General features: G+C 68.6%; 22 protein-coding genes. 16 read left to right on the top strand and 6 right to left on the bottom strand.

Going from position 1 to position 25,096, the window contains the following annotated elements:
* The first annotated feature begins 327 nt into the window (after positions 1 to 327).
* Positions 328 to 942 (top strand): DUF7344 domain-containing protein, encoded by a 615-nt coding sequence (locus ACFQE9_RS09205; protein WP_379743621.1) that lies wholly within the window; start codon positions 328 to 330, stop codon positions 940 to 942.
* 175 nt (positions 943 to 1,117) lie between these two features.
* Here ACFQE9_RS09205 and ACFQE9_RS09200 read toward each other — a convergent pair whose 3' ends face one another.
* Both ACFQE9_RS09200 and ACFQE9_RS09195 read right to left on the bottom strand, forming a co-directional pair.
* Positions 1,118 to 1,990 carry a DUF8054 domain-containing protein gene (locus tag ACFQE9_RS09200; RefSeq protein ID WP_379743618.1) on the bottom strand — a complete coding sequence of 291 codons (873 nt, stop codon included), beginning with the start codon at positions 1,988 to 1,990 and terminating at the stop codon, positions 1,118 to 1,120.
* A 39-nt stretch (positions 1,991 to 2,029) separates the two neighbouring features.
* Positions 2,030 to 2,932, bottom strand: a complete 903-nt coding sequence (locus ACFQE9_RS09195) for a TrmB family transcriptional regulator (RefSeq protein WP_379743615.1) — start codon at positions 2,930 to 2,932, stop codon at positions 2,030 to 2,032.
* 330 nt (positions 2,933 to 3,262) lie between these two features.
* On the opposite strand from ACFQE9_RS09195, the gene ACFQE9_RS09190 reads away from it, so the two are divergent.
* The 9 genes from ACFQE9_RS09190 (at position 3,263) to ACFQE9_RS09150 (ending at position 12,574) form a co-directional block, all read left to right on the top strand.
* The gene (locus ACFQE9_RS09190; RefSeq protein WP_379743612.1) at positions 3,263 to 4,597 is read left to right on the top strand and encodes an O-acetylhomoserine aminocarboxypropyltransferase/cysteine synthase family protein; all 1,335 of its coding nucleotides are present in this window, start codon (positions 3,263 to 3,265) and stop codon (positions 4,595 to 4,597) included.
* The gene (gene metX, locus ACFQE9_RS09185; protein ID WP_379743609.1) at positions 4,594 to 5,964 is read left to right on the top strand and encodes a homoserine O-acetyltransferase MetX; all 1,371 of its coding nucleotides are present in this window, start codon (positions 4,594 to 4,596) and stop codon (positions 5,962 to 5,964) included. Before ACFQE9_RS09190 ends, metX begins: the two co-directional genes overlap by 4 nt.
* Before the next feature lie 110 nt (positions 5,965 to 6,074).
* The gene (locus tag ACFQE9_RS09180) at positions 6,075 to 6,428 is read left to right on the top strand and encodes a DNA-binding protein (RefSeq protein WP_379743606.1); all 354 of its coding nucleotides are present in this window, start codon (positions 6,075 to 6,077) and stop codon (positions 6,426 to 6,428) included.
* 8 nt (positions 6,429 to 6,436) lie between these two features.
* Complete coding sequence (locus ACFQE9_RS09175; protein WP_379743603.1) at positions 6,437 to 7,030, top strand: DUF7411 family protein; 594 nt, start codon at positions 6,437 to 6,439, stop codon at positions 7,028 to 7,030.
* Positions 7,031 to 7,198: 168 nt separating this feature from the next.
* On the top strand, positions 7,199 to 8,515 hold the full coding sequence (gene hisS / locus ACFQE9_RS09170; RefSeq protein WP_379743600.1) for a histidine--tRNA ligase: 1,317 nt from the start codon (positions 7,199 to 7,201) through the stop codon (positions 8,513 to 8,515).
* 108 nt (positions 8,516 to 8,623) lie between these two features.
* On the top strand, positions 8,624 to 9,592 hold the full coding sequence (locus tag ACFQE9_RS09165) for a PstS family phosphate ABC transporter substrate-binding protein (RefSeq protein ID WP_379743597.1): 969 nt from the start codon (positions 8,624 to 8,626) through the stop codon (positions 9,590 to 9,592).
* A gap of 4 nt (positions 9,593 to 9,596) precedes the next feature.
* Positions 9,597 to 10,541, top strand: coding sequence for a phosphate ABC transporter permease subunit PstC (gene pstC, locus ACFQE9_RS09160; RefSeq protein ID WP_379743594.1), 945 nt, complete (start codon positions 9,597 to 9,599; stop codon positions 10,539 to 10,541).
* On the top strand, positions 10,538 to 11,518 hold the full coding sequence (pstA, locus tag ACFQE9_RS09155) for a phosphate ABC transporter permease PstA (RefSeq protein ID WP_379743591.1): 981 nt from the start codon (positions 10,538 to 10,540) through the stop codon (positions 11,516 to 11,518). Before pstC ends, pstA begins: the two co-directional genes overlap by 4 nt.
* A gap of 147 nt (positions 11,519 to 11,665) precedes the next feature.
* Positions 11,666 to 12,574 carry an NADP-dependent phosphogluconate dehydrogenase gene (locus ACFQE9_RS09150; protein WP_379743588.1) on the top strand — a complete coding sequence of 303 codons (909 nt, stop codon included), beginning with the start codon at positions 11,666 to 11,668 and terminating at the stop codon, positions 12,572 to 12,574.
* Positions 12,575 to 12,645: 71 nt separating this feature from the next.
* Here ACFQE9_RS09150 and ACFQE9_RS09145 read toward each other — a convergent pair whose 3' ends face one another.
* On the bottom strand, positions 12,646 to 13,497 hold the full coding sequence (locus ACFQE9_RS09145) for a CPBP family intramembrane glutamic endopeptidase (RefSeq protein WP_379743585.1): 852 nt from the start codon (positions 13,495 to 13,497) through the stop codon (positions 12,646 to 12,648).
* 66 nt (positions 13,498 to 13,563) lie between these two features.
* On the bottom strand, positions 13,564 to 14,109 hold the full coding sequence (locus ACFQE9_RS09140; protein WP_379743582.1) for an NUDIX hydrolase: 546 nt from the start codon (positions 14,107 to 14,109) through the stop codon (positions 13,564 to 13,566).
* Positions 14,110 to 14,239: 130 nt separating this feature from the next.
* Here ACFQE9_RS09140 and ACFQE9_RS09135 point away from each other — a divergent pair, with 130 nt between their 5' ends.
* The 3 genes from ACFQE9_RS09135 to ACFQE9_RS09125 all read left to right on the top strand — a co-directional run bounded on the left by ACFQE9_RS09135 (position 14,240) and on the right by ACFQE9_RS09125 (position 15,142).
* Entirely contained in the window at positions 14,240 to 14,476 is a 237-nt protein-coding gene (locus ACFQE9_RS09135; RefSeq protein ID WP_379743579.1) for a DUF2061 domain-containing protein, read from the top strand.
* A gap of 127 nt (positions 14,477 to 14,603) precedes the next feature.
* A complete protein-coding gene (locus tag ACFQE9_RS09130; protein ID WP_379743576.1) occupies positions 14,604 to 14,834 on the top strand; it encodes a DUF2249 domain-containing protein in 231 nt (76 codons plus the stop codon).
* Between the two features lie 86 nt (positions 14,835 to 14,920).
* A complete protein-coding gene (locus tag ACFQE9_RS09125; RefSeq protein ID WP_379743573.1) occupies positions 14,921 to 15,142 on the top strand; it encodes a DUF2249 domain-containing protein in 222 nt (73 codons plus the stop codon).
* Positions 15,143 to 15,179: 37 nt separating this feature from the next.
* Here the strand turns inward: ACFQE9_RS09125 and ACFQE9_RS09120 are convergent, their stop codons facing one another.
* On the bottom strand, positions 15,180 to 17,438 hold the full coding sequence (locus ACFQE9_RS09120; protein ID WP_379743570.1) for a hypothetical protein: 2,259 nt from the start codon (positions 17,436 to 17,438) through the stop codon (positions 15,180 to 15,182).
* 293 nt (positions 17,439 to 17,731) lie between these two features.
* Here ACFQE9_RS09120 and arcD point away from each other — a divergent pair, with 293 nt between their 5' ends.
* Positions 17,732 to 19,174, top strand: coding sequence for an arginine/ornithine antiporter ArcD (arcD, locus tag ACFQE9_RS09115; RefSeq protein WP_379743567.1), 1,443 nt, complete (start codon positions 17,732 to 17,734; stop codon positions 19,172 to 19,174).
* Positions 19,175 to 19,207: 33 nt separating this feature from the next.
* Here arcD and ACFQE9_RS09110 read toward each other — a convergent pair whose 3' ends face one another.
* Positions 19,208 to 20,983 carry a hypothetical protein gene (locus ACFQE9_RS09110; RefSeq protein WP_379743564.1) on the bottom strand — a complete coding sequence of 592 codons (1,776 nt, stop codon included), beginning with the start codon at positions 20,981 to 20,983 and terminating at the stop codon, positions 19,208 to 19,210.
* Positions 20,984 to 21,214: 231 nt separating this feature from the next.
* On the opposite strand from ACFQE9_RS09110, the gene ACFQE9_RS09105 reads away from it, so the two are divergent.
* Positions 21,215 to 22,102: a dihydrodipicolinate synthase family protein gene (locus ACFQE9_RS09105; protein ID WP_379743562.1), complete on the top strand. Its 888-nt coding sequence runs from the start codon at positions 21,215 to 21,217 to the stop codon at positions 22,100 to 22,102.
* A gap of 290 nt (positions 22,103 to 22,392) precedes the next feature.
* Positions 22,393 to 25,080 carry a phosphoenolpyruvate carboxylase gene (ppc, locus tag ACFQE9_RS09100; RefSeq protein WP_379743559.1) on the top strand — a complete coding sequence of 896 codons (2,688 nt, stop codon included), beginning with the start codon at positions 22,393 to 22,395 and terminating at the stop codon, positions 25,078 to 25,080.
* The last annotated feature ends 16 nt before the right edge of the window (positions 25,081 to 25,096 follow it).

Raw genomic sequence — 25,096 nt, 5'->3', positions numbered from 1 at the left:
TCGATGGCGGCGCCGATCGGGGGCCGGTTCCAGCCCCGTCTCGGCGTACTCGTCCCGGACCGACGCATCGAACGGATCCACGAACGCTTTCGCTCCGAACAGGCCAATGTTCCAACCCACCACCCCCGACTTTCGATCCGACCACCGACTCCCACGCACCCGGCTGGACGCTCCCGATCGCACGGCAGCCGCCGCGATTCTCGTCCGGTTTGCGTCCCCCGGAGTTCCGACGGCGTCCGCCGGTCGGGCGGACGTCACGGCACCCGTGGACCCCTCGAGCGCTCCCGTCGGGATGTGCCCGATCGGCCCGCTCGGGGAGGTGGTACGATGATCGCGTCTCTCGGGTTCGCGACGGAGCGCGCACAGGCGGTGGACTCCGGCGACCTCGACGTCACCGCGGAGGCGGGTGCTGACGGCGACGACGGGGAGCCCGACCGTGATCTCTCGAAGGACACGGTCTTCGGCATGCTGTCGAACCAGCGCCGTCGCCGCGTCATCGAGCACCTCAGCCGGGCGGAGGACCGCCGGATGACGATCCGGGACCTCTCGGAGGTGATCGCGGCCGAGGAGAACGACGTCTCCCAGGCGGAGGTGACCTACAAACAGCGGAAACGGGTCTACACCTCGCTGTATCAGATCCACCTTCCGACCCTCGACGAGAACGGCATCGTCGACTACGAGAAGCGGTCGGGAGTCGTCGAGCTGGCCGATACGGCGTCCGACTGTACCGTCTACCTCGAGACGGTTCCCGAGGGCCACCTGTCGTGGTGTGAGTACTGGATGGCGCTTGCGACCGTCTCCGTGGCGTTCGCGGCGACGTCGGCTCTCGGATTCCTTCCCTACTTCTCCGCGCACGGACACGTCTCGACCGTGCTCCTGGCCTCCGTGTTCGCCCTCTCGGCGATCGCCTTCGCGCTCACCGACGAGCGGACCCAGATCTGACGGCGGATTCCGGGGATCCTGTTTTGAAAGCGGGTTCGGATGATCCTGATTTGAACGCGATTCAGGGGTTGAACGTGAGTCGAAAGAGGCTCGCACCTCCCTCTTTCGAACTCCCTTGAGCGTACATCGAGAAACAGGCCACTCCGTTCGGAATCCGTCGACGGCCTCCCGGCCGCTACTGATCGGGTAGCTCGGCGGGATCGACGTCGAGTTCGAACAGTCGCGAATCACACGATCGACACGTCGCGGTCACCACGTCGCGGCTGCGACAGCAGGACTCCACGACGTCCTGTGACAACACGACCTCGCCGTCACAGGCCGGACACCGCTCGAGGAACAGCCGGAGCGCGCCGAGGATCTCCGCGCGAAGCGAGAGCGGGCGCCGCTCCCAGTCGGGATCCCATCGCGGCAGCTCCGTCGCCGCGGCCGCGTCCGCGACGCAGGCGGCACGCGACGGCCACGACGCCAGGTGGGCGTCGTCGGCCCACGCGAGGAACGACCGTGAGTGTGCCTCGAACTCGATGACGTCGGGATCCGCGTCGACGAACGTCCCGAGGCTTCGTTTGATCGTCGCCTCGTCGTTCCAGTGGTCGTGGATCGATCGGGTCCACGCGCGCTCGAAGTCGCGATCGAGAACCAGGTCCTCCTCCGAGGGGTCGTCGACGACGATCCCGATCTCGATCAACAACGCCTCGGGGCTCTCCCCGTCCCAGCCGAGCCCCTCCGCCCCTTGTCCCCCCTTTTCGAACCACGCCAGAACCCGGTCGGGAAAGTAGCGCTTCGTGAGCGTGGGCGTCCCGGGGATCAGGTAGCCGCGGAGGTAGATCGCGGCGACCGCGATGATCAACGTCGCCGCTGCGATCCCGAACGGCGACAGATCGAACGACATCGCGACGTATCCGGCCCCGATCGAGAGGACGATCGCGATCGCGACGTTCAGGATCGTACAGGGCAGACAGCGGTTCTCGCCGGTATACTCCGGCCGCCTCAACTGGGCGATGACTCCTCTCAGCTGGGAGATGACCCCCGTTTCGCTCGACGCCTTCATACCGGCCCGTCGGCTCCTCGGTGGTTAGTTATGGTCGCCCTACTGTTCCCGTTCGGTGCCCGTTCCCTCCGGTTTGTCGTTCGTTCCTCCTGGTTCGGTGCTCGTTCCGTCCGATTCGCTCGCCGGGACCTCGGAGTCCGTCGTCGACGTCCCGGTGTCCCTCACCGATCGATTCTCGCGTGCGAGCAGACGGCGGGCGACGACGACCAGCCCGTTCTCGCCCCCCGAACCGACGATCGCGTGCTCCTCGTCGGACTCCGGATGGATCGTGGTGAGGAGAGCCGCGGACCGGTCGACCAACAGCAGCCGGCCGATCGATCGCCCTTCATCGTCCACCTCGCACAGCCACTCGTGTTCGGACACGACGGTCTCCGCCCGCGGAAGCGCCTCCTCGATCCGGGACCGGACGGTCTCGGTCGCGGCCGCGACGATCAACGTCACTCCCTCGGCGACGCGTTCGAGCGCTTCGAGACATCCCTCCGTGAGGACCGTCCGACGCCCCAGCCCCACCACGACCTCGTCCGAGGCGTCGTCCACGAGCCGCCGGATCCGGTCGTCGATCGCCTCCCGTCCCGAGACCGTCCACACTTTCCGATCCTCGACGTCGGTTTCGTCGCCGGCGTTCGAGATCGCCTCGAGGGCGTTCGCCAGCCGGTCGAGGTTCCGCTCGTACCGCTCGCGAAACGTCCGGACGGCCTCCTCGATCCGCACGGGACGAAACCGCTTCGGACTCGAGTGCTGGACCGCGATGAGCCCGCGCGCCTCCAGCACGCGGACCGCGTCGTAGACTCGCGTCCGTGGCACGTCCGTGACCTCGCTTATCTCCTTTGCCGTCGCCGTCGACAGGTGCGTCAGGCCGACGAAGCACTCCGACTCGTACTCGCGTAACCCGAGCTGTTGTAACGCCTCAACCGCCTCCTCGCTTGGTTCCGGTGTTGCCATGTGTTTGGCTCCCCTCCCTCCCGAACCGCAGTTCAGCGGGACGTCGCGTCCGGCGACGTTCCGGAGACGGCGGCTCTCAGGAGACGCAGACCCGACGACTCAACCGCTATCACCCACGATCGCGTTCGTGCTCCCTTCTGTCGGAGATGTGATGTTATCTACATAGTTCTATCGGCCGTCCCACGTTTCACCGGACGACCCACCGCTCCGGAGAGCCTCTCTCAATAGGCGGCGTGGTCGCGTTCCTTCCGTGTGGACTCGCGATCGACGTCCGGCAGGGCTTGCCGTAACTGACAGTTATAGGAGTATTGAGATATATGCGTGTAGTACATGACCAGAGGGTTCAGGACCCGGAGTCTCCACGCCGGCGTCGAACCGGACCCGGCGACCGGGGCGCGCTCGGTTCCCATCTACCAGACCACGTCGTACGCCTTCGAGGACGCGGACGCGACCGCAAAGCGGTACGCGCTTCGGGCGGACGGCGACGTCTACTCGCGGATCTCGAACCCGACCGCCTCGGCCCTCGAGGATCGGATCGCCGACCTGGAGGGCGGGACGGGCGCGGTCGCGACCGGGTCGGGGATGGGCGCCTTCGACGCGATCGTCACGGTTCTGGCGTCCGCGGGCGACAACGTCGTCGCGAGCGCGGAGATGTACGGCGGGACCTCGACGTATCTCTCGACGATCGCCGACCGCCGCGGGATCGAGGCGCGCACGGTCGAGACCCTCGCGTACGATCGCTACGCCGAGGCGATCGACGAGGACACCGCCTTCGTGCACGTCGAGACGATCTCGAACCCCTCGCTCGCCACGCCGGATCTCGAACGACTCGCGGACGTCGCCCACGAGAACGCCGTCCCGCTCGTCGTCGACAACACCTTCGCGACCCCGGCGCTTTGCCGGCCGTTCGAACACGGCGTCGACGTCGTCTGGGAGTCCACGACGAAGTGGATGACGGGCAACGGCACGACCGTCGGCGGCGTCGTCGTCGACGGCGGGACCTTCCCGTGGGACCACCCCGACGCGGACTACCCGGAGCTGTCGGGCGAGAACCCCGCCTACGGGATCGACTTCTCCGAGCGGTTCGGCGACGCCCCCCTCGCGAACGTCGTCCGCCAGCGGAGCCTCCGGACCACCGGCGGCCAGCAGTCGCCCTTCGACGCCTGGCAGACGCTACAGGGCCTCGAGACGCTCCCGATCCGCATGGAGCGCCACTGCGGGAACGCCCGGGCGATCGCCGAGTTCCTCCGGGAGGACGACCGGGTGGCGTGGGTGAGCTACCCCGGCTTCGCGGACCACGAGACCCACGCGAACGCGGACCGCTACCTCGATGGATACGGCGGCATGGTCACCTTCGGCGTCGAGGGCGGCTTCGAGGCCGCGAAGACGCTCTGTGAGTCCGTCGAGCTGACGAGCTTCCTCGCGAACGTCGGCGACGCGAAATCGTTAATCATCCACCCCGCCTCGACCACACACGCACAGATGGACCGGACCGAACAGCGAAACGCCGGCGTCAGCCCGGACATGCTCCGGCTCTCCGTCGGCCTCGAGGACCCCGCGGACGTCGCCGCCGACCTCGATCGCGGGCTCGCGGCCGGCGAGCGAGCCGCCGATTCGGGGACGCGGGGCGGACCAGCCTCGCCCACGGAGGACCGAGACCGATGAGCAGGATCCCACACGACCACGGCGTCGCGACGCTCGGGGAGTTCACCTTCGAGTGCGGCCGCTCGATCCCGGAGTTGCGGATCGCCTACGAGACCTACGGCGAGTTCACCGGCGACAACGCGGTGCTCGCGTGTCACGCCCTGACCGGCAGCCAGAACGTCGCTCGCACGCCCGAGGAGGCGGGAAGCGACGCAACCGGGGACGACGCGGACGCCAACGGCGCGGACGACGTCGACGAGACCGGCGACACCGGCGATGCCGGCGACGCCCCCGACACGCCCGCCCAGGCCGGCCAGGCCCGCGCGTGGTGGGACGACGTCGTCGGGCCGGGCAAGGCGATCGACACGACGGAGTACTACGTCGTCTGCGCGAACGTCCCGGGCTCGTGTTACGGCAGTTCGGGCCCCGCGAGCCCCCGTCCGGACGGCGTCGAACCCGACCACGAGGTCGACCACGACCGGTGGGCCCTGGAGTTTCCGCCCGTCCAGGTCGGCGACTGGACGCGCGCCCAGCGTCGGCTGCTCGACCACCTGGGCGTCGGCCGGCTCCACGCCGTCGTCGGCGGCAGCGTCGGCGGGATGAACGTCCTCGACTGGGGCAAGCGGTATCCCGACGACGCCGACCAGCTGATCGCCATTGCGACCGCGGCCAGGCTCGATCCGCAGTGTCTCGCCCTCGAGGCGATCGCCCGGCGGGCGATTCGGTCGGACCCGAACTGGAACGGCGGCGACTACTACGGCGACCGACCGAAACCCGAGACCGGACTCGGGATCGCCCGGCAGATCGGCCACATCATGTACCTCTCGAAGTCCTCCATGGACCGGAAGTTCGGCCGACGGTCGGCCGGCCGCGACTCGTTGACGCGCGGCGAGGGGCTCGACGTCGCGGAGAACCCCGCGGCGACGTTCTTCCCGTACCGGGAGGTCGAGTCCTACCTCGATTACAACGCCGCGTCCTTCGCGGACCGTTTCGACGCGAACAGCTACCTCTATCTCACCCGCGCGATGGACGAGTACGACCTCGCGGCCGGCTACGCGACCGACGCGGACGCGCTCGCGGCGTTCACGGGCGAGGCGCTCGTGATGTCCTTTTCGGAGGACTGGCACTTCACCGTCGACCAGGCGGCCGACCTCTCCGACGCGTTCCGCGAGGCCGAGGTCCCCGTCGCCCACCACGTCGTCGACTCCGATCACGGACACGACGCCTTCCTCGTCGAGCCGGAGAGCGTCGGCCCGCCGGTTCACGACTTCCTCGAGGCGGGCCTCGACGGCAAGTCGGTCGTCGACGTCGCGGAGGCGGACGACCCCGTGGCCGACGGGTCCGGGCGCACGCACGCGCCGGTTCACTCCAGCCTCTTTTCGGGGTGACCGTTTCGCCCTCTTTTCGGGATGACCGTTTCCGATCGCGGGCCCGATCAGCCCCGCGATCGGTTCGCGCCTCCGAAATGGTTTTTCACGAGTAGCCGAAAGGGATCCGTATGAGCGACGCACCCGACGACGAACGGCTCGAGGAACTGCGCGAACAGAAGATGCAGGAACTGCAGGACCAGGCCCAGCAGGGCGGCGCCGACCAGGAGGCCCAGGACGCCGCCCGCGAGCGCGCGGAGGCACAACAGGAGGCCGTCCTCAAACAGCACCTCACCGACGGGGCCCGCCAGCGGCTCAACGCCGTCGAGATGTCGAAACCCGACTTCGCCGCGCGGGTGAAAAAGCAGGTCGCGGCGCTCGCCCAGAGCGGTCGCGTCCAGGGACGGATCGACGAGGACCAGATGAAGGAGCTCCTCCGTGAGCTCCAGCCCGACCAGAAGAGCTTCGACATCCGCCATCGGTGACTCGAGGGATGGAGCTGGCCCTCCTGTACAGCGGCGGCAAGGACTCCTCGCTTTCGGCGGTGCTCCTCGACCGGTTTTACGACGTCCGCTGTGTGACCGGCACCTTCGGGATCACCGACGACTGGCGACACGCCGAGCGCGCGGCCGCCGAGCTCGGGTTCCCGTTCGAGCGGATCGAACTCGAGGAGTCCGCCGCTCGCGAGGCCGTCGACCGGATGTACGAGGACGGCTACCCCAGAAACGGCATCCAGCACGTCCACGAACACGCCCTCGAGACCATCGCCGAGCTCGACGTCGACGCCGTCGCGGACGGAACCAGACGCGACGATCGCGTCCCGACCGTCTCGCGCGCGCAGGCACAGAGCCTCGAGGACCGCCACGACGTCGATTACCTCGCGCCCCTTTCGGGGTTCGGGCGCAACGCGGTCGACCGGCTGACGGAGGTGACCTTCGACGTCGAGTCCGGCCCCAGCGAGCAGATCGAGAAGTCCGACTACGAGGACGAACTGCGCGCGCTCCTCGCGGAGACCCACGACGTCGACGCCGTCGCCGAGGTCTTCCCCGACCACGAACAGACGTACGTCCGCGGTCGGACCGACTGAGGACCGATCGCCGACCCATCGGCCAAAGCGGATCGCGGACCCATCGATCGAGGCCCCGATCGGGTTTCGACCCGCGGTCGACCCGTTCTCCCCGCTCGGCTCCCTCCCGGCGTTCGTTCCCGTCCGCGAAGGGATGCTTTCAAGCGCTCGCTCGCCGAACCGCGGCGTATGTACGACCGACTGAAGGGGTTTCGCGACTTCTACCCGGGCGAGCAGTCCGCCCGCCGCGAGGTGACGGACACGGTGGAGGCCGCCGCCCGCAGCTACGGCTTCCGCGAGGTGGCCACGCCCGCGCTCGAGCGCACCCGGATGTACACGGACAAATCCGGCGAGGAGATCGTCGAGGAGCTCTACTCGTTCGTCGACAAGGGCGACCGCGAGGTCGCGATGACCCCGGAGCTCACCCCGACGGTCGCGCGCATGGTGGTCGCGCGCGGCCAGGAGCTCTCGAAGCCGATCAAGTGGTTCTCGACGCGCCCGTTCTGGCGGTACGAGCAGGTCCAACAGGGCCGGTTCCGCGAGTTCTACCAGACGAACATCGACGTCTTCGGGTCCGCGGAGCCCGAGGCCGACGCGGAGGTGCTCGCGGTCGCGGCGGACGCGCTCACCGGGCTCGGCCTCACCGGCGACGACTTCGAGTTCCGCGTCTCCCACCGTGACATCCTCGGCGGGCTGGTCCGCGCGCTCGCGGCCGACCCCGACGCGGTGGACGCCGCCGCCGCCATCCGCGCGGTCGACAAGCGCGCGAAGATCGACGAGGCGGAGTACCTCACCCTCCTCTCGGAGGCCGGCCTGGAGCGCGGGACCGCTCGGGACTTCGACGACCTCATCGCTGGCGTCGACGCGGTCGAGGACCTCGACGCGGTGGCCGAGGCGGGCGGCGCGGACGTCGAGGCCGCCGTCGAGAACCTGCGGAACGTCCTCGCGGCCGCCGACGACTTCGGCGCGGGCGAGTTCTGTGAGGTCTCGTTGACGACCGCGCGCGGGCTCGATTACTACACCGGCGTCGTCTTCGAGTGTTTCGACTCGACCGGCGAGGTGTCCCGCTCCGTCTTCGGCGGCGGACGCTACGACGACCTGATCGAGAGCTTCGGCGGCCAGCCCACCCCGGCCGTGGGGGTCGCTCCCGGACACGCGACGCTCAAGCTGCTTTGTCAACGTGCCGGCGTCTGGCCCGCGGAGGAGCTGTCGACGGACTACTACGTGCTCACCGTCGGCGACACGCGCGCTGAGGCCGCGCGGATCGCACGCGAGCTCCGCGATCTCGGCCACGTCGTCGAGGCGGACGTCGCCGACCGCGGCTTCGGCGGCCAGCTCGGTTACGCCGACTCGATCAACGCGGAGACGACCGTGATCGTCGGAGAACAGGACCTCGCGAACGACGAGGTCACGATCAAGGACATGGAAAGCGGCGACCAGACGACGGCGCCCGTCGACGAGTTCCCGCCAGAGGCGGGCCGGCCGACCTACGAGGACTACGAGTAGGCCGATTCTGCACACACTCTTCGCGACTATATATCTCTATATACCTCTATATCGAATAGATACCGCTAATAGTAGCGTTCATCCCTTTCACTCGAGTTGATGGGAGTGATGGACGTGTCCAACCGCGGCGATCGCGTTTCGACCGGAACGCGTCGACGATTCCTCACCACCGCAGGGGCGGCTGCGACGTTCGGCCTCGCCGGTTGTCTGGGCGGCGGCGAGGATCGCGAGATCCGGATCACGGGCAGCAGTACCGTGTTCCCGCTTTCGGAGGCCGTCGCCGAGGAGTACCAGCGCGAGACCGACGACGTGAACATCTCCGTCTCCTCGGACGGATCGACCGGCGGCTTCGAGCAGTTCTTCATCCCCGGCGACAGCGACATCAACGGCGCCTCGCGGCCCATCCTCGAGGAGGAGGTCGAGCGGTGTCGCGAGAACGGCTTCGAGCCGATCGAGATCCAGTGTGCCGGCGACGCCTTGACGGCCATCGTCAACAACGAGGCCGACTGGGTCGACTGCATGACGATCGACGAGCTCGGACAGATCTGGGACCCCGAGGCCGAAAACGAGCTGTGGTCGGACGTCAATTCGGACTGGCCCGACGAACCCTTCGAGCTGTACGGGCCCGCCACCACGAGCGGGACCTTCGACTACTGGACCGAGGAGGTCATCGGGAAGTTCCGCCGGATCCGCGACGACTTCGAGGGGACCGAACAGGACGACATCATCGCCTCCGGCGTCGAGGGGAGCGAGTACGCCCACGGGTACCTCCCCTTCTCCTACTACACGAACAATCAGGATCAGGTGAAGGCGCTCGACGTCGACGGCGGAAACGGCTGTACGGCACCGAGCTTGGAGGCCGCCTCGACCGGCGAGTACCCGCTCTCGCGGCCGATCTTCTGGTACGTCAACGGCAACAAGCTTACGGAGAACCCGGCACTCGAGCCGTTCATGCGGTTCGCCATCGAACTGACCGGCGACCAGTCGATCGTCGCCGACGACATCGGCTACGTCCCGATGAACGACGACGAGATCGAGAACAACCTCGCGAAGATCGACGACGCGGTAAGCGAGTGATCCGATGACGACCAGTCCCGCGATCGGCGAACGCTCCGACCGCGAGCGGCGGATCGGACGGGCCGTCAAGGGGGTCTTCCTCGTGTGTGCGGTCGCCACCGTGTTGATCACCCTCGGCATCATCCTCACGCTGTTCAAGGACGCGACGACCTTCTTCGCGCAGGTTCCCGTCGTCGACTTCCTGACCGGCACCGAGTGGAAGCCGACGCAGTTGACCGGCGGCGGCGAGTACAAGTTCGGCGTCCTCCCGCTTCTCAGCGGGACGATCCTCATCACCGTGGTCTCCGCGATCATCGCGCTGCCGACCGGACTCGCCGCGGCGCTTTACCTCTCGGAGTTCGCAAGCGAGCGCGTGCGCTCGGTGCTCAAACCCGCACTCGAGATCCTCGCGGGGATCCCGACCATCGTCTACGGCTACTTCGCACTCGTCTACATCACGCCCTTCCTCGAGCGGATCGGGCTGCCCGTGAGCACGTTCAACGCGCTCTCGGCGTCGATCGTCGTCGGCGTGATGATCATCCCGATGGTTTCGTCGATCTCCGAGGACGCCCTGTCGGCGGTCCCCGACGACCTCCGAGAGGCCGCCTACGGGCTCGGATCCACCAAGTTCGACACCTCCGTTCGCGTCGTCGTCCCCGCGGCCGTCTCCGGAATCTTCTCGTCGTTCGTGCTCGCGCTCTCGCGGGCGATCGGCGAGACCATGGCCGTCACCGTCGCGGCCGGCCAGACGCCGCGGATGTTGAGCATCCTCGAGATCGATCAGAACCTGATGCAGTCGAGCGAGACGATCACGGCCGCGATGGTGAACGTCGCACACGCCGAGGGCGGCGGCGGGACGCCCGCCTACTACTCGATGTTCGCGCTCGGGCTCGTCCTGTTCGTGTTCACCTTCAGCCTCAACATCGGCGCCGAGGTCATTCGCGACCGGCTCCGGGAGGAGTACCGATGAGCGCCGAGGTCGATGCGGGAGGCGCCGGGAACGGGCCCGCTGCCGGCTCCGACTCCGGCTCCGAGCCCGGCGACAACCCCTTCCGCGAGAGCGGCTGGGAGCCGCTCTACCGGTCGCTTCGCGACCGGTCGTTCGCGGCGATCCTGTTGATCGCGGCGATCTCCGGGATCGCGATGATGGCCATCCTCCTCGCGTACGTCGCCGTCGACGCCTTCTCGATCCTCGATCCCGAACACGGGTCGTGGGTCGACTGGCAGTTCCTCACGAGCCTGCCCTCGCGGACCCCCGCGGAGGCCGGCTTCCTCGCGCCCATCGTCGGCTCGCTCCTCATCCTCTCCGTGATGATCTTCGCCGTCTTCCCCATCGGGATCGGCGCGGCGATCTACTTGGAGGAGTACGCGCCCGAAAACCGGGTCACCCGGCTCGTCCGGATCAACATCGCGAACCTCGCCGGCGTTCCCTCGGTCGTCTACGGACTGCTCGGACTGGCCGTCTTCGTCCGCGGGATCGGCCTCGAGAGCGGGATCGTTCTCGTGGGCGGGCTCACGGTCGGACTGCTCGTGTTGCCCATCGTCATCGTCTCCTCCCAGGAGGCGCTGCGGGCGGTCCCCGACTCCTACAGACAGGCCAGCCGCGGCATGGGCGCGAGCGAGTGGCAGACGCTCAAGAACGTCACGCTCCCGCAGGCGCTGCCCGGCATTCTCACCGGGACGATCCTCGCGCTCGGGCGCGCGATCGGCGAGACCGCGCCGCTCATCATGATCGGCGCCGCCACGAGCGTCTTCAGCGTCCCCACGACGCTCTTCGACAGCGTCAGCGCGATGCCGATGCAGATCTACAACTGGCGTGCGCGGCCCCAACCCGAGTTCCGCTACGGCGTGGTCGCCGCCGGCGTCGTCGTGCTGCTCGCGATGATGCTGCTTCTCAACGCCACCGCGATCCTGCTTCGCAACCGGTACCAGCGTCGGGACGTCTAGACGGCCGGTCCGTCCCGACTCTCCGGCGATACCCCCTCTCGTCGCCGATCGTTCTCGTCGCCGACGGCCCCCGCTCGTTTTTCGTCGCCGAATCCCCTCTCGTCGCCGATCGCAACCAATAGGGCCCGTCCTCGTGATTCGACGCGTATGCACCTTGGCGTCATCGGCTTGGGCCGGATGGGACGGATCGTCGTCGATCGCTGCCTCGATGCGGGCCACGACGTGGTCGCCTTCGACCTCTCGGCGGAGGCGACCGCCGCGGCCGCGGAGGCCGGCGCGGAGCCGGCCGACTCCGTCGACGACCTGTGTGACCGCCTCGATTCGGGACGCGAGGACGGAAAGCGGATCTGGCTCATGGTGCCGGCCGGCGACCCCGTTGACGCCACGCTCGAGGACCTCGAGCCCCGCCTCGACGGCGACGACGTGGTCGTCGACGGCGGCAACTCACACTTCGAGGCGTCGATGCGCCGGGCCGGAGCGACCGACGCCGCCTACCTCGACTGTGGCACCTCCGGCGGCCCCGCCAGCGCCGAGGCGGGTTTCTCGCTCATGGTCGGCGGCCCCGAGTGGGCCTACGAGGCGATGACGCCCGTCCTCGACGCCGTCGCCACCGGCCCGGACGGCCACGATCGGATGGGCGAGTCGGGCTCCGGCCACTACGTCAAGATGGTTCACAACGGCGTCGAGTACGCGCTGATGCAGGCCTACGGCGAGGGCTTCGAGCTGCTTCACGACGGCCGCTTCGACCTCGACATGGAGTCCATCGCGCGCACGTGGAACAACGGCGCGGTCGTCCGCTCGTGGCTCCTCGAGCTGTGTGAGGAGGCGTTCCGCGAGGAGGGCTCGGACCTCGGAGACGTCGCCGACCACGTCGCCGGCGGCTCGACGGGAACCTGGACGGTTCAGGAGGCCCTCGAACAGGAGGTTCCGGTCCCGCTCATCTACGACGCGCTCGCCGAGCGGTTCGACTCGCGAAACGAGGGACGGTTCTCGCGGCGGCTCGCCAACCGGCTGCGGTACGGATTCGGCCGACACGAGGTCAAACGGCGGGAGTGACGCCCGACGAGGATGTTTTCTCCCCGATCGCCGTGCCGTTCGGCGGGTGGCGGAGGTCGACGGCCGCCGCCTCAAAACGCCGCGGCGGCCATCGCGATCCCTCCCGGAATCGCGTCCGCGTACGCGATCGTGACGTACAATAGCGTGAACAGGGTCGCGTTGTAGACGCCGTGGATGAGCGCGGGGACCACGACGTTTCCGGTGTACTCGTAGCTGGCCCCGAAGACGAGGCTCGGGACGATCAACACGCCGATGCTCACGAGGTTGCCCGTCGCGGAGCCGCCGGTGAGCGCGAACCAGTGGAGGCCCGCGAAGACGACGCTCGTGGCCACGATGGCCGTCACCGGCGAGAAGACCTCCCGGAGCCGGCCCTGGACGACGCCGCGAAACAGCAGTTCCTCGCCGGGGCCGATGAGGAGGATCGACGCGGGGATGAGAAGCAGGAGGACCTCGGGGTTCTCCATGCCGATCTGGGCGGCCTGGTTCGTCCCGGTCTCGAGGCTCGTTCCGGAGAGCGCTTGGTAGGCCGTGATCGCGAACGCGCCGGCGAGCGCCCCCGCGAACGCCAGCACGTACCCTCCCGCGACGACGAGGGCTTCGCGGAGGTTCGGGACGGAGGCGCCGATCGAAAAGCGGGTCGCGTCGATCGGGACCCCGAGACGCTCGCGGAGGACCGGCCGAATCTCCGGTTGCACCTGGACGTACGCGAGCGCCACGCCCGCACAGCCGACCCCCTGGACGAACACGAGGCTCAAGACGATCCCCAAAGAGGGAGTGACTTCGATCCCGATCAGGGTCAAGACGACCCCTCCGACGAGCGTGAGGAGGAACCCGAGGAGGAGGCCGCCGGCACCCAATCCGATCGCGACGACGATCGCGACGGCGGCGATCAGCGCGGTTCGTCCACCGACGTGGCTCGACATGCACGCGGGTTGGCGGCGGACGAGGAAAACTGTTGGCACACCGGTACGCCGAGTGTCGACGTGCTGCTACCGGGTGATCAACTCGTGGTACGTCACCGCCGTGACCGTGCGCCCGTCGTCGATCCGGCCGTCGACGACGTCCGAGAGCAGGTCGTCGTACGCGACGACCTCGACCGCGATCGACTCGTCGTGATCGAGGTCGCGTTCCGCCGTCGGCTCGCACCCCCGCGCGAGGACGTGCTGGTGTCTCGAGTTCGAGACGCCGTTCGACGGCTCGACGTCGAGAAGCGGCTCGAAGCCGTCGGCCGCGTAGCCGGTCTCCTCGGCCAGCTCGCGGGCCGCGGCCGCCTCGAGGTCCCCGTCGTCGCCCGGCTCCATCGAGCCCGCGGGAAGCCCGCGGTTGACCCGCCCCACCGCCTGGCGCCACTCGTCTATCACGACGACCTCGCCCGCCGGCGTGAACGGCAGGATCACCACCGCCGGGGGCTCCTCAAGGTAGTGGTACTCGCCCTCCGTCCCGTCCGGAAACCGGACCTCGTCGCGCCGGACGTCGAAGCCCGGACACGTGTAGTCGATCCCGCCTCCGGTCGTCTTCCAGGTGAGTCCAGTCATCGATCCCCGATCGGTCGAGCGCCGTGATAAACCGTCTGCACCCGCGGTGTAACTAAAAACAGTAACTAACGGTTGGAAAGGTTCGCACTATCGGTTATCTATAAGTCCTCGCTCCCGAAACGTCCGGTCGATGCCCGGGGGACTCTCGCGAACCGCCGTTCACTCGCGTCGTCGAGCGCTCGCCAAGACCCTCTGTTACCGGCTCCTCATGGTGGCGATCACCGTCTGTATCGCGTGGCTCGTCGTCGGCGATCTCGACGACGCCGTGAACATCGGCCTCCTCGCGAACGTCGTGAAGACCGGGACCTACTACGCCTACGAGCGCCTGTGGGACCGCGTCCGATGGGGCGTCTCGACGCCGGCCTGAGTCGGGTTCGAGTTCGCTCCGCTCCTCGAGCGGTGGGTCCCCCGAGCGCGCCGGCTCCGACCCGCGTCTCGCCCCCGAATACGTTCGCCTGAAGACGCAGGTGTCCCCGCCCCCGATCCGCCAGTGTATGCCAACGCTCGACGTCCGTGACGTTCCGCCGGTCGATCGACACGACAGGATACACGACGCGTTCGCCGCGATGGAGCCCGGCGAGACGCTGACGATCGTCAACGACCACGAGCCGAAGCCGCTGTTCTACGAGATGGCGGCCGAGGTCGAGGCTTTCGACGAGGAGGGGTACGCCGTCACCCGCGAGGCCGCGGACGAGTTCCGCGCGGAGTTCCCGAAGCGGGAGTGACGCCGAAACGGGATCGGCGTGTCCTGACCGTCGATCGAACATATTCGAGGGAATCGTCACCTGCGGTCCGTCCGTATCGACGCTCGATGAGCGTTCACGAACGCAGACTCGACGTTCGCGATCCGGAGGACCCGCCCTTCGACCGCATCCAGGAGGCCCTTTCGGACCTCGACCCCGACGAGCGACTGACGCTGATCAACGGCTTCGAGCCGGAACCCCTCTACGACGTGCTCGATCGCCGCGGGTTCACCTACGAGACGACGCAGGTGGCCGACGACGAGTGGCACGTCGAGATCGAACACGCGTGAGCGGCGGTGCCACGTCCGGTTGATCCCCGGGCATCCGCTACAGCGCGTCGCTCTCGCGGGCCTGCTCGGCCCGACGTCCCGCCTGATCGAGCCGGTTTTCGCTCGCTCGCGCGATCGGATTCGGCAGGTCGCCTTCGGCCGCCGCGAGCCGGTCGCTCACCCGACCGAGCCGCTCGATGACCGTCTCGAGGCGACGGTCGGCGTTCCCGCGCTCGCCGGCCCGCGCCCGTTCCGCGGCCGCTCGAGCGCTCTCTGCGACCGCCTCCAGGGCCCGGCGCAACCCCGTGATCGCGTTCGACGACCCGTCCGACGTCGTGTTTCCGCCGCCGGTCGTGGTGCCGGTTCGCCCGGAACCGTCCCCTCCGTCGCCGTCAGCGTCGTCGCCGTCGTCCTCGCTGCCTCCGTCGTCGCTCGTCCCGTCCTCGAGTGCCGCCACCTGCTCGTGTGTCTCCTCGGCGATGTCGGCGACGAAGCTCGCGAGCGACGCCTTGCCGGTCTCGGGGCGATCGATGCGGATCCCCGTCTCGTTCCCGGGATCCGGATTCACCCGATACGCGCCGACCGCGTCGTCGGAATCGCGGACCTCCGTCGTGTACGCTCCCCCCTCGTGGACGTAGACCGCGTCGGATCCCTCGACCGCCGACTCGTAGATGCGGCCGCCGAAGTCGTCCTCGACCGCCACGCGCGAGAGGTCGACGTCGGCCTCCGCGTCCGTGACCTCGAGCTTTCTCGCGTGTTCGCGTGCGACGAGCGGGATCTCCCCGTCGACGCCGGCGGTCGTCGCCGGGCCGTCCTCCGTGACGCTCACCCGCTCGCTGTGGGGCGTCCTCCCGGCTCCGTTCACCGTGAGCCGGTGGTCGCCGGCCGCCACGTCCCGCACGGCGGCGACGCCGCCGAAGGTCGGTACGGCCTCCGGGTCGCTCTCCAGGAGCGCGATCGATTCGACGGACGACTCCGTGGTCGAGATCCCCTCGTTCGTCGGCGCCTCCTCGTCGACGACCGCGTCCGTAACCCGGGCGAGCACGGTGTGGACCGGGGCCGCCTCGCCGATCGCCGCGTACTCCCCGGCCAGCGACTGTCGATGGTTCGCGGCCGTGATGTCCGTCGCCGGGTTCGAGAACCGCGGCTGGCTCCAGGGGGTTCCCGTCGTGGTGATGTGGCCGGCCATCGCGTCCTCGACCGCCTCCGGGATCGCGAACTCGAAGCTCAACTGCGGGCCGGTGAAGTCAGTGATGTGTTCGATCTCCGCGATCGGAACCAGTTCGTAGGCGACGTCCGTCGTCTCACCGTCCCCTCCGTTCTCCGTGCCGCCCGCCTCGTCCGCTTCCGTGCCGCCTGCCTCGCTCCCCTCCGTCTCCGCCGTCTCCTCGTGTCCGAAGACGAGTCCCGTCTCCCGCTCGGGGAGACTTGAGGGAACGGACTCGATCGCATCGAACGAGCGAACCGTGAGCTCCTCGTCGATCAGGGACTCGCGGGTGACCGAGGGGAGCCGGTCGTGTTCGTAGATCGGCGCCCCCTCGTACTCCGGCACCACGTAGGGGAGTCGGGACCCCTCGTCGCGCGGGAGCCCGTAGGCGAGCGGGATCTCCGCGAGGTCCTCGATCCCGTCTATCGCCGTGTTCGTGATGTCCGCGAGCAGTCCCTCCGTCGAGATTCGCTGGAAGCGGTCCGGGACCTCGTTGACCGAGAGGGCGCTCGAGTGGGAGCCGAGCTCGGAGAGGATCCGCGGCGTCGTCTCCGGGTCCGGATCGAGGAACTCGTTGTTCGGAACGCTCCGCGAGTGCGAGCTCGCGACGTAGAGACGCGGCTCCCCGTCGTCCGTGTCCACGAAGACGGAAAGCACCTCCCAGTCGTGCCAGTGGAAGTTGGTCGTGAACTGGTCGAACGCGGAGTAGTACCAGAACTGCACCGCCGCGAGCGGCGAGTCGTCGTACTCGACGACGTGGTAGAAGACCGTCGGGTTCGGCGGCTCCCCGTCCTCGTCGAACCGCTCGTGGTAGCCGTCGAGCGCGTCGAACCCGTCGACGATCGCCTCGCCGTCGCGCTCGCTCTCGTAGGGGCGTGGATCCGTCGGGAACCACTTCTCGGCCGCGTCGAAGTAGATCCGCGGCGCGAACCGCTCGGCCAGCTCCCGCGCTCGGTCGTCCGTCGCCTCCGTCGTTCCGGCGTCGTCCTCGCGTTCGAGCGCGCCACACCCCGAAAGCGACGCGCTCGCGGCTCCGGCCACCCCTTTCAGGACCGCCCGTCGATCGACGCGCGGTTCACGGCCCCTCTCGCCCCCCCGTTCCCGTCTCATTCGTTCGCGATCCGTCGCCCCGGCCGAATAACTCTTCCGTGCCGACGGGCCGCCTCACGCCCGTCCCGTGATCCGCCTCGGTCCGCTCGCGGATCCACACGTTCTACCTGCGGCCTCCACGTCCCATCCGCACCCCGCCACGTTCCCCTGCGTCCTCCTGGCGTTCCCCCGCGCCCTCTCGACGTCCCCCTGCGCCCGCCCACCCGCCGATATCGTGTTCGTTGGTAGCACGTTGTATGCTTTGTGGGAATAAACCAACGAAGTTTAATTCTCCAAGGACATATTCGCTCGTAATGGCTCCCGACTTCACCCCGACGACCTACGAGGAGATCCCGGTCGACCGCCGGCCGTCCCTCCGGCTCGCGCTCGTACCGGTCCTCGCGGTCGTCACCTTCCTCGGCGTCGGCTCGGCCGCGCTGGGGCTCGATCCGCACGTGCCGCTCCTGTGGAGCATCGTCTTCGTCGCCGGCCTCGGCCGGTACCTGGGATACGACTGGGAGGACCTCTTTTCGGGCATCTCGAACGGCCTCCTCATGGGCGTTCAGGCGCTTTTGATCCTCTTCGTCATCTACGCGCTCATCGCGACCTGGGTCAGCGCCGGAACCATCCCGGGGCTCATGTACTACGGTCTCGAGGTCCTCTCGCCGCGGACCTTCCTGCCCGCGGCGGCGCTGCTTTCGGCCGTCGTCGCCTTCTCGATCGGCTCCTCGTGGACGACCGTCGGCACCCTCGGCGTCGCGTTCGTCGGGATCGGATCCGGACTCGGGATCGCGGCGCCCATGACGGTCGGCGCCGTCCTCTCGGGCGCCTACGCCGGCGACAAGCAGTCGCCGCTTTCGGACACCACGAACCTCGCCGCCGGCGTGACGAACACGCCGCTTTATGCGCACATCCGTCGGATGCGTACCGGCACGGCCCTCGCGTTCGGCATCGCCGTGGCGGCCTTCGGCGCCCTCGGAGTGCGCGCCGCCGGCGACATCCCGGTCGACCGCCTCCTCGAGATACAGACCGCCCTCGCGGGCACCTACGAGCTGACGCCGCTCGTGTTCCTCCCCCTCCTCGTGACCTTCGGACTCGCGTTGCGGGGCCACCCCGCCCTCCCGGCGCTCGTCGCCGGCGTCTTCGCGGGCGTGTTCGCCACGGTCCTGCTCCAGGACGTCGGCTTCCTCGCCGCCTGGGAGGTCTTCATGTACGGCACCAGCCCCGAGACCGGAAGCGAACTGGTGGACGACCTCCTCGCGGCCGGCGGACTGACCGGGTCCGCCTGGACGATCACCGTCGTCGTCGCGGCGCTCTCGCTCGGCGGGATCCTGGAGCGGACCGGCGTCCTCGCCGTGTTGGCCCACGGCCTCGTGAGCACGCTCCGGAGCTCCGGCGGCCTCGTGGCCGGCACCGGCCTCTCGGCGATCGTCATCAACGTCCTCACCGCCCAGCAGTACATGAGCATCGTCCTGCCGGGCGTCACGCTGCGGAACCTCTACGAGGAGTTCGACCTCGAGAGCGACCAGCTCTCGCGGGCCGTGGAGGCGGCGGGCACCCCGACCGGGGCGTTGATCCCCTGGCATGCGGGCGGCGTCTACATGGCGACGGTCACGGGCGTCCCGACCCTCGAGTACGCCCCGTTCTACCTGTTCGGGTTCCTCTCCCCGCTCGTCCTGTTCGCGATGGTCCTCGTGGGCTTCGACGTCCCCGCCACCACCCGCCGCCACGTTCCGACCGCGCCCGCGGACGACTGACTCCCCCGAACCGTGTCCGCGGACGACTGACGATCACCACGTGAGCCAGCGCACGCCGAGGTAGCCGCCCGCGAGGCCGACGCCGAGCCCGATCTCGACCGGGATCGGCCCGATCGGGAGCGGTCCGGTCGGGATGGTCGCAAGCGGGAACCACCCGGTCGGGATCATTCCGAGCGGGAGCCGGTCCGCGACGAATCCCGGCAGCCAGCCGCCGTCCTCGTCGGCCGTTCCGTCGCCGTCGGCTTCGCTCTCGCCTCCGGTTCCGCCTCCCTCTCCGCCGTCGGACGCCCCGTCGCCGGACTCGCCGCCCGTCCCGTCTCCTGCGGAGCCGTTCGATGGGTCCACGACGATCGGCTCCGCGTCGCCGTCCCCGACCGCGTCCGCCGACTGTGACACCCGGATCGTCTCGACGTGTTCGGTCCCGTCGACGTCGATCGTTCGTACCCGGATCGTCGCGGGGTAGACGTCCATCCGGAGCGTCTCGTCGATCGTCACCGAGTCCGTGATCCCGCCCGTGTACGCCGTGTTGAGGTCGAGGACGTCGCCGCCGGGCGAGACGGTCTCGACGCGGACGCGGGAGATCTGTCCGTCGTAGACCCGTCCGCGGACCCGGATCCGCCGGCCGTCGACCGCCTCGGTCGCCTCGCGGTCGAACTGCACTCGCGGGGTGACGAGCTCGGTGTAGTTGACCGTCACCTCCCGCTTTGCGGGCGGGTTCGTCCCGTCCTCGGCGACGACGGTTATCGTCTCCGAGCCGCTCGGCACCTCGACCGTTCGGGTGAACGTGTGCTCGATCGGCCGCGCGCCGGGCGGCTGTGGGCTGAGCTGGTACTGCAGTCCGGAGCCGTCCTTCGGTCCCAGGCGGGTCCCGACCGACTCGACCCCGACGCGGTCGGAGGCCCGGACGTGGAGGCGAACGGCCGAGCGCGTCTCGACGGCCTCGCGGTCGAGCACCTCGATCTCGGGCGGGTCGGTGTCCTCGACGCGTATCTCGATCCGGTACTTCTTCACGTGATCGAACGCGTCGAAGAGCGTGATCTCGAGGGTGTTCAACCCCGCTCCGAGCTCCGGCTGGTTCGGCCCGAGCCGGAGCCGCTGGGAGATCGACTCGCCCGGATCCCGGAGCACGATGCGCTCGCGTTCGCCCCGGGTATTGTCGGCGTAGTTGTAGTGGTAGGTCGTCTCGATGATCGCCTTCTCGACGTGGGACTCGTCGTGGAAGCTCCCCTCGAGCAGAATGTTCGATTTGTTGAGCGTGTACTCGTCCTTCGGGCCCTCGTAGGTGTTGTTCTCTCCGGTGAATCCCGTCGAGAACGGCGAGTCGAAGGTCATGAGCGGGCGCGTCGAGTCCTCGGTGACCGTCGCGTCGTAGATCGTCGTCGACCCGTCGGTCTCGACGACGACCCGGAGATCGTGTGCTCCCGACTCGAGGTCCAGGTCCGTCGAGGTCTCGAGGGCGGTGTCGTTCGGGGCGTACGACCGGACCGTCCGGCCGTCGATCCGGACGGAGACGATCCGGATCGTCCCCTCGCTTTCGGCTCGAACGGAGAGCGTCGGGTCGTTCCCGGTCGTGATCGAGCCGCCGTCCTCGACCGCGGTGCCGTCGAGCGACACGTCGATCGTCGCGCCGGGCGATCCGGTCGTCTGTGCGATCCCGCCCGTCGTCCACGGGCCGTCGACGGCGTGCTCGACGTCCGTGGCTTCGTCCATCGAACCCGCGGACGCGGACGTGGCGGCGGCCCCCCCGACGGCGACGCCCGCGAGCGCGGCCACCACCACGAGGACCGCGAGATGGCTCCTTCGTGACATCCTCGTGGTAACTCGTCCGTGAACTCGCCGACCCGACGGATAAATGTACGCGTTCGCTCATCACGCGTGATAATCGACCACGACCGCTATGCCGGTCGTGGTCGATCGCGGCGGGCCGCTGTGCCGGTCGTGGTCGATCGCGGGACAGGAATCGTTCGGGACGCCGACCCGGAAACGACCCCGTTCCACGACATCACCGATATTTAACTCACCCGACCCCCTGGCCCCGGTATGGATCTGCGATCCACACTTCGAGGCGTCACCACCCCGCTTGTGACGCCCTACGACGGCGAGGCGATCGACGAGGCGGCCCTCGAGGGACTGATCGACCACGTACAGGACGGCGGGGTGGACGCGGTCTTCCCGTGCGGGACGACCGGCGAGTTCCCGAGCATGACGCCCGCCGAACAGCGCCGGGTGACCGAGTTCACCGTCGAGGCCGCCGACGTGCCGGTGATCGCCGGCGCGGCCCGGACCAGCGTCGAGGAGACCGTCGAGGCGATCGACGCGGCGGCGGACGCGGGCGCCGACGCCGTCGCCATCGTCCCGCCGTACTTCATCGCCGCGAACGCGCCCGAGGGGAACAGGCGGGTCTTCGAGTCGGTCCTCGATCGCGCGTCGCTTCCCGTCCTCCTCTACAACATCCCGCAGTGTACCGGCGGCCGGATCGAACCGGAGACGGTGGCCGCCGTCGCCGACCACGACCGCGCGCTCGGGCTCAAGGACTCGAGCGGCGACCTGGAGTACTTCTCCGCGGTCCTGCGCGAGACGCCCGAGGAGTTCCTCTGTCTGCAGGGGTACGACGCGCTCCTCGTCGCCTCGATGCGGATGGGCGGCGACGGCGGCGTCAACGCGCTCTCGAACGCGGTCCCCGAGGTGTTTCGCGAGGCGGTCGACCGCGTCGACGACGAGCGCGGCCGCGAACTGCAACTCGAGGCGATCGCACCCCTCTTCGAGGCGTGTACCGACTACGGGTTCGCCCCGGCCGCGAAGTCCGGACTCGTCCACCGCGGAGTCATTCCGACCGACGACGTCCGACCGCCCCTGGTTCCCGCCCCCGACGACGCCCCGATCGGCGAACAGGTCGATCGCACGCTCGCGGTCGCCGACCGCTCCTGAGCGGTCGCTTTTCCTCACTGGCCGTTTTTCGCGATCGGTCGTTCCCGCCGCTTCGAGTCCGCTCCGGACGGCCCCGTGCTCGGTCCCACACCCCCCGACGTCCCCCCGAAGCACCGTCCGACTCGCGGATGCACACCGATCCTTCATGTCCGGATCGATATCCGACATCGATGAATGACCGTCCAGTTTACTCCGCATCAACGGTCATTATCGATCGATCATCGGCGATTCGGATGGATATGCGGTCGTTCATCAAGGAGCTTTTACGTGCCGAGCCGCCTTGGTGTGGTATGGATAGACACACGAGAAACGTCCAGCAGGACGTCCGCGAGCTCGGCGCGTTGCTCGGGGACGTCCTCGAGGACCAGACCTCACACAGCGCCTTCGAGACGGTCGAATCCTGTCGGACGAACGCGATCGACTATCGCTCCGGCGAGATCGACACCCGTGAGCCGCTCGTCAGCGAGCTCGAGGGGCTCTCGCCGCACCACCAGCGGGTCGTCGCCCGCGCGTTCACCACCTACTTCGAGCTCGTCAACCTCGCCGAGGAGCGGGAGCGGGTCCGAACGCTTCGATCGGACTCCCAGGCGGAGACGCTCGAGGACGGCCTCGAGGCGGTCGCCGAGGAGCTCGGCGAGCGTGATCGCGAGACCGTCCGGCGCGTGCTCGATGACGTCCTCGTCGAGCCGACGTTCACCGCCCACCCGACCGAGGCGAGACGCAAGACGGTCAAATCGAAGCTCCGGACGGTCGCGACCCACCTCGAGACGCTCGACGAGCGGCTCCTCACGGACAAGGAGGCGGACCAGGTGTGGCGCGACGTCGACGCCGAGGTGACGAGCCTCTGGCAGACGCCGCAGGTCCGCAGCCGCCAGCCGGAGCCGGAGGACGAGGCGCGAAACGTCCAGTGGTACCTCGAGAACACGCTGTTCGACGTCGTCGGCGAGGTCTACGACGAGCTTGACGACGCGCTCGCGGAGACGCTCGAGAAGTCGATCGACGTTCCGACGCTCTTCGAGTTCCGGTCGTGGGCCGGCAGCGACCGCGACGGCAACCCCTACGTCACCCCGGAGGTGACCGCCGCCACGCTCGAGCGACAGCGCTCCGTGGTCCTCGACCGATATCGCTCACAGCTCGAGCGGCTCACGGGCGTGTTGAGCCAGGACGGCAGCCGGATCGAGGTCGGCTCCGCGTTCCGCGAGTCGCTGGACCGCGACCGCGACCGGCTCCCCGGAACCGCGCGCACCGCCGAGCAACGCTACCCCGGCGAGCCCTACCGCCAGAAGCTCGAACTCATGCGCGAGCGGCTCGACCGGGTCGGGGACGTCCGTCCCGGCGGATACGGGAGCGCCGATGAGCTACGCGAGGACCTCTCCGTGCTCGCCGAGAGCCTGCGGAGAAACGACGCCGAGAGCGTCGCCGATGCCCACGTCGACCCGATCGCACGGCGGGTCGACACCTTCGGCTTCTCGCTCGCCAGCCTCGACCTCCGCGACCACCAGGAGAAACACACGAACGCGATCGCCGAGGCGCTCGACCGGGAGGGGATCGACTACCGGGGACTCTCCGAGGAGGAGCGCGTCGAGTTCCTCACCGACGCCGTCCTCCAGGACGAGCCCGTGATCGACCTCGAGGACCGCGACGGGCTCTCCCCGGACACGGAGCGGGTCCTCCGGCTGTTCTCCGACCTCGCCGACTGGCAACGCGAGTACGGCAACGAGGCGATCGACACCTACTGCATCTCGATGACCGAGGAGCCGAGCCACGTCCTCGAGGTGCTGTTCCTCGCCGACCAGGCGGGCGTCGTCTCGCTTCCCGAGCACGCGGGGATCGACGTCGTTCCCCTCCTGGAGACCGAATACGCCCTCTCCGGCGCCCGGCGGATCATCGGGACGCTCTTCGAGAACGAGGCGTACGCGAAGGCGCTTTCGGCTCGCGGCGGCACCCAGGAGATCATGCTCGGCTACTCCGATTCGAACAAGGAGAACGGCTTTCTCGCCGCCAACTGGTCGCTGTACAAGAACCAGCGGCGCCTCGGCGAGATCTGTGCGGACCACGACGTCACGATGCGGCTGTTTCACGGCCGCGGCGGCTCCATATCGCGCGGCGGCGGGCCGATGAACGAGGCCCTGCTCGCGCTGCCGAACGACACCGTCTCCGGCCAGGTGAAGTTCACCGAACAGGGCGAGGCCATAGCCGAGAAGTACGCCAACCCGCGGATCGCCGAACGGAACATCGAGCAGATGCTCAACGCCCAGCTCCGTGCGCGACTGCAGGCCATCGAGACGCCGGAGGAGGAGGTCCGCGAGGAGTGGATCGACGCGATGGACGAGATGGCCGACGCCGCCCGCGCGGAGTACCGCGACCTCCTCGAGACCGACGGCTTCGTGAGCTACTTCGAGCAGGCGACCCCCATCACCGTCATCGAGAACCTGAACCTCGGCTCGCGGCCCGCCTCCCGATCGGACGAGCGCACCGTCGAGGACCTTCGGGCCATCCCCTGGGTGTTCTCGTGGACGCAGTCTCGGTGTATCCTCCCCGGGTGGTATGCGATCGCGACGGGCGTCGACGCCTACCTCGACGCCGGCGGGTCGATGGACGTCCTCCGCGAGATGTACGAGGAGTGGCCGTTCTTCCGAACCACCCTCGACAACGCCGCGGCCTCGATGTCCCGGACCGACCTCGAGATCGCGAGCCAGTACGCCGACATCGCCGACCCCGACCTCCGAGATCGGTTCTTCCCCCGCGTGAGCGAGGAGTACGAGCGCGCGACCGATCTCCTCGAGGAGATAAGCGGCCAGGACTCCCCGCGAACGCGCGAGCGCGGCGAGAACCTCGAGCTTCGAAACCCCTACATCGACCCCCTGAACCTGCTGCAGGTCCATCTCCTCGATCACGACGACCGAACCGACCTCGAGGAGCGCACCCTCCGGTTGACCGTCAAGGGGATCGCGGCCGGCATGAAGAACACCGGGTAGACCGTTCCCCGGTTAT

The organism is Halopenitus salinus (assembly GCF_042662125.1).
Taxonomy (GTDB): domain Archaea; phylum Halobacteriota; class Halobacteria; order Halobacteriales; family Haloferacaceae; genus Halopenitus; species Halopenitus salinus.
The sequence above is the reverse complement of the archived record's forward strand: the minus strand, read 5'-3'. Positions and strand labels throughout refer to the sequence as shown.

Coding starts and splice junctions, on each gene's coding strand:
- ACFQE9_RS09205 (WP_379743621.1), top strand. CDS start 328: ATGATCGCGTCTCTCGGGTTCGCGACGGAGCGCGCACAGGCGGTGGAC.
- ACFQE9_RS09200 (WP_379743618.1), bottom strand. CDS start 1,990: ATGAAGGCGTCGAGCGAAACGGGGGTCATCTCCCAGCTGAGAGGAGTC.
- ACFQE9_RS09195 (WP_379743615.1), bottom strand. CDS start 2,932: ATGGCAACACCGGAACCAAGCGAGGAGGCGGTTGAGGCGTTACAACAG.
- ACFQE9_RS09190 (WP_379743612.1), top strand. CDS start 3,263: ATGACCAGAGGGTTCAGGACCCGGAGTCTCCACGCCGGCGTCGAACCG.
- metX (WP_379743609.1), top strand. CDS start 4,594: ATGAGCAGGATCCCACACGACCACGGCGTCGCGACGCTCGGGGAGTTC.
- ACFQE9_RS09180 (WP_379743606.1), top strand. CDS start 6,075: ATGAGCGACGCACCCGACGACGAACGGCTCGAGGAACTGCGCGAACAG.
- ACFQE9_RS09175 (WP_379743603.1), top strand. CDS start 6,437: ATGGAGCTGGCCCTCCTGTACAGCGGCGGCAAGGACTCCTCGCTTTCG.
- hisS (WP_379743600.1), top strand. CDS start 7,199: ATGTACGACCGACTGAAGGGGTTTCGCGACTTCTACCCGGGCGAGCAG.
- ACFQE9_RS09165 (WP_379743597.1), top strand. CDS start 8,624: ATGGACGTGTCCAACCGCGGCGATCGCGTTTCGACCGGAACGCGTCGA.
- pstC (WP_379743594.1), top strand. CDS start 9,597: ATGACGACCAGTCCCGCGATCGGCGAACGCTCCGACCGCGAGCGGCGG.
- pstA (WP_379743591.1), top strand. CDS start 10,538: ATGAGCGCCGAGGTCGATGCGGGAGGCGCCGGGAACGGGCCCGCTGCC.
- ACFQE9_RS09150 (WP_379743588.1), top strand. CDS start 11,666: ATGCACCTTGGCGTCATCGGCTTGGGCCGGATGGGACGGATCGTCGTC.
- ACFQE9_RS09145 (WP_379743585.1), bottom strand. CDS start 13,497: ATGTCGAGCCACGTCGGTGGACGAACCGCGCTGATCGCCGCCGTCGCG.
- ACFQE9_RS09140 (WP_379743582.1), bottom strand. CDS start 14,109: ATGACTGGACTCACCTGGAAGACGACCGGAGGCGGGATCGACTACACG.
- ACFQE9_RS09135 (WP_379743579.1), top strand. CDS start 14,240: ATGCCCGGGGGACTCTCGCGAACCGCCGTTCACTCGCGTCGTCGAGCG.
- ACFQE9_RS09130 (WP_379743576.1), top strand. CDS start 14,604: ATGCCAACGCTCGACGTCCGTGACGTTCCGCCGGTCGATCGACACGAC.
- ACFQE9_RS09125 (WP_379743573.1), top strand. CDS start 14,921: ATGAGCGTTCACGAACGCAGACTCGACGTTCGCGATCCGGAGGACCCG.
- ACFQE9_RS09120 (WP_379743570.1), bottom strand. CDS start 17,438: ATGAGACGGGAACGGGGGGGCGAGAGGGGCCGTGAACCGCGCGTCGAT.
- arcD (WP_379743567.1), top strand. CDS start 17,732: ATGGCTCCCGACTTCACCCCGACGACCTACGAGGAGATCCCGGTCGAC.
- ACFQE9_RS09110 (WP_379743564.1), bottom strand. CDS start 20,983: ATGTCACGAAGGAGCCATCTCGCGGTCCTCGTGGTGGTGGCCGCGCTC.
- ACFQE9_RS09105 (WP_379743562.1), top strand. CDS start 21,215: ATGGATCTGCGATCCACACTTCGAGGCGTCACCACCCCGCTTGTGACG.
- ppc (WP_379743559.1), top strand. CDS start 22,393: ATGGATAGACACACGAGAAACGTCCAGCAGGACGTCCGCGAGCTCGGC.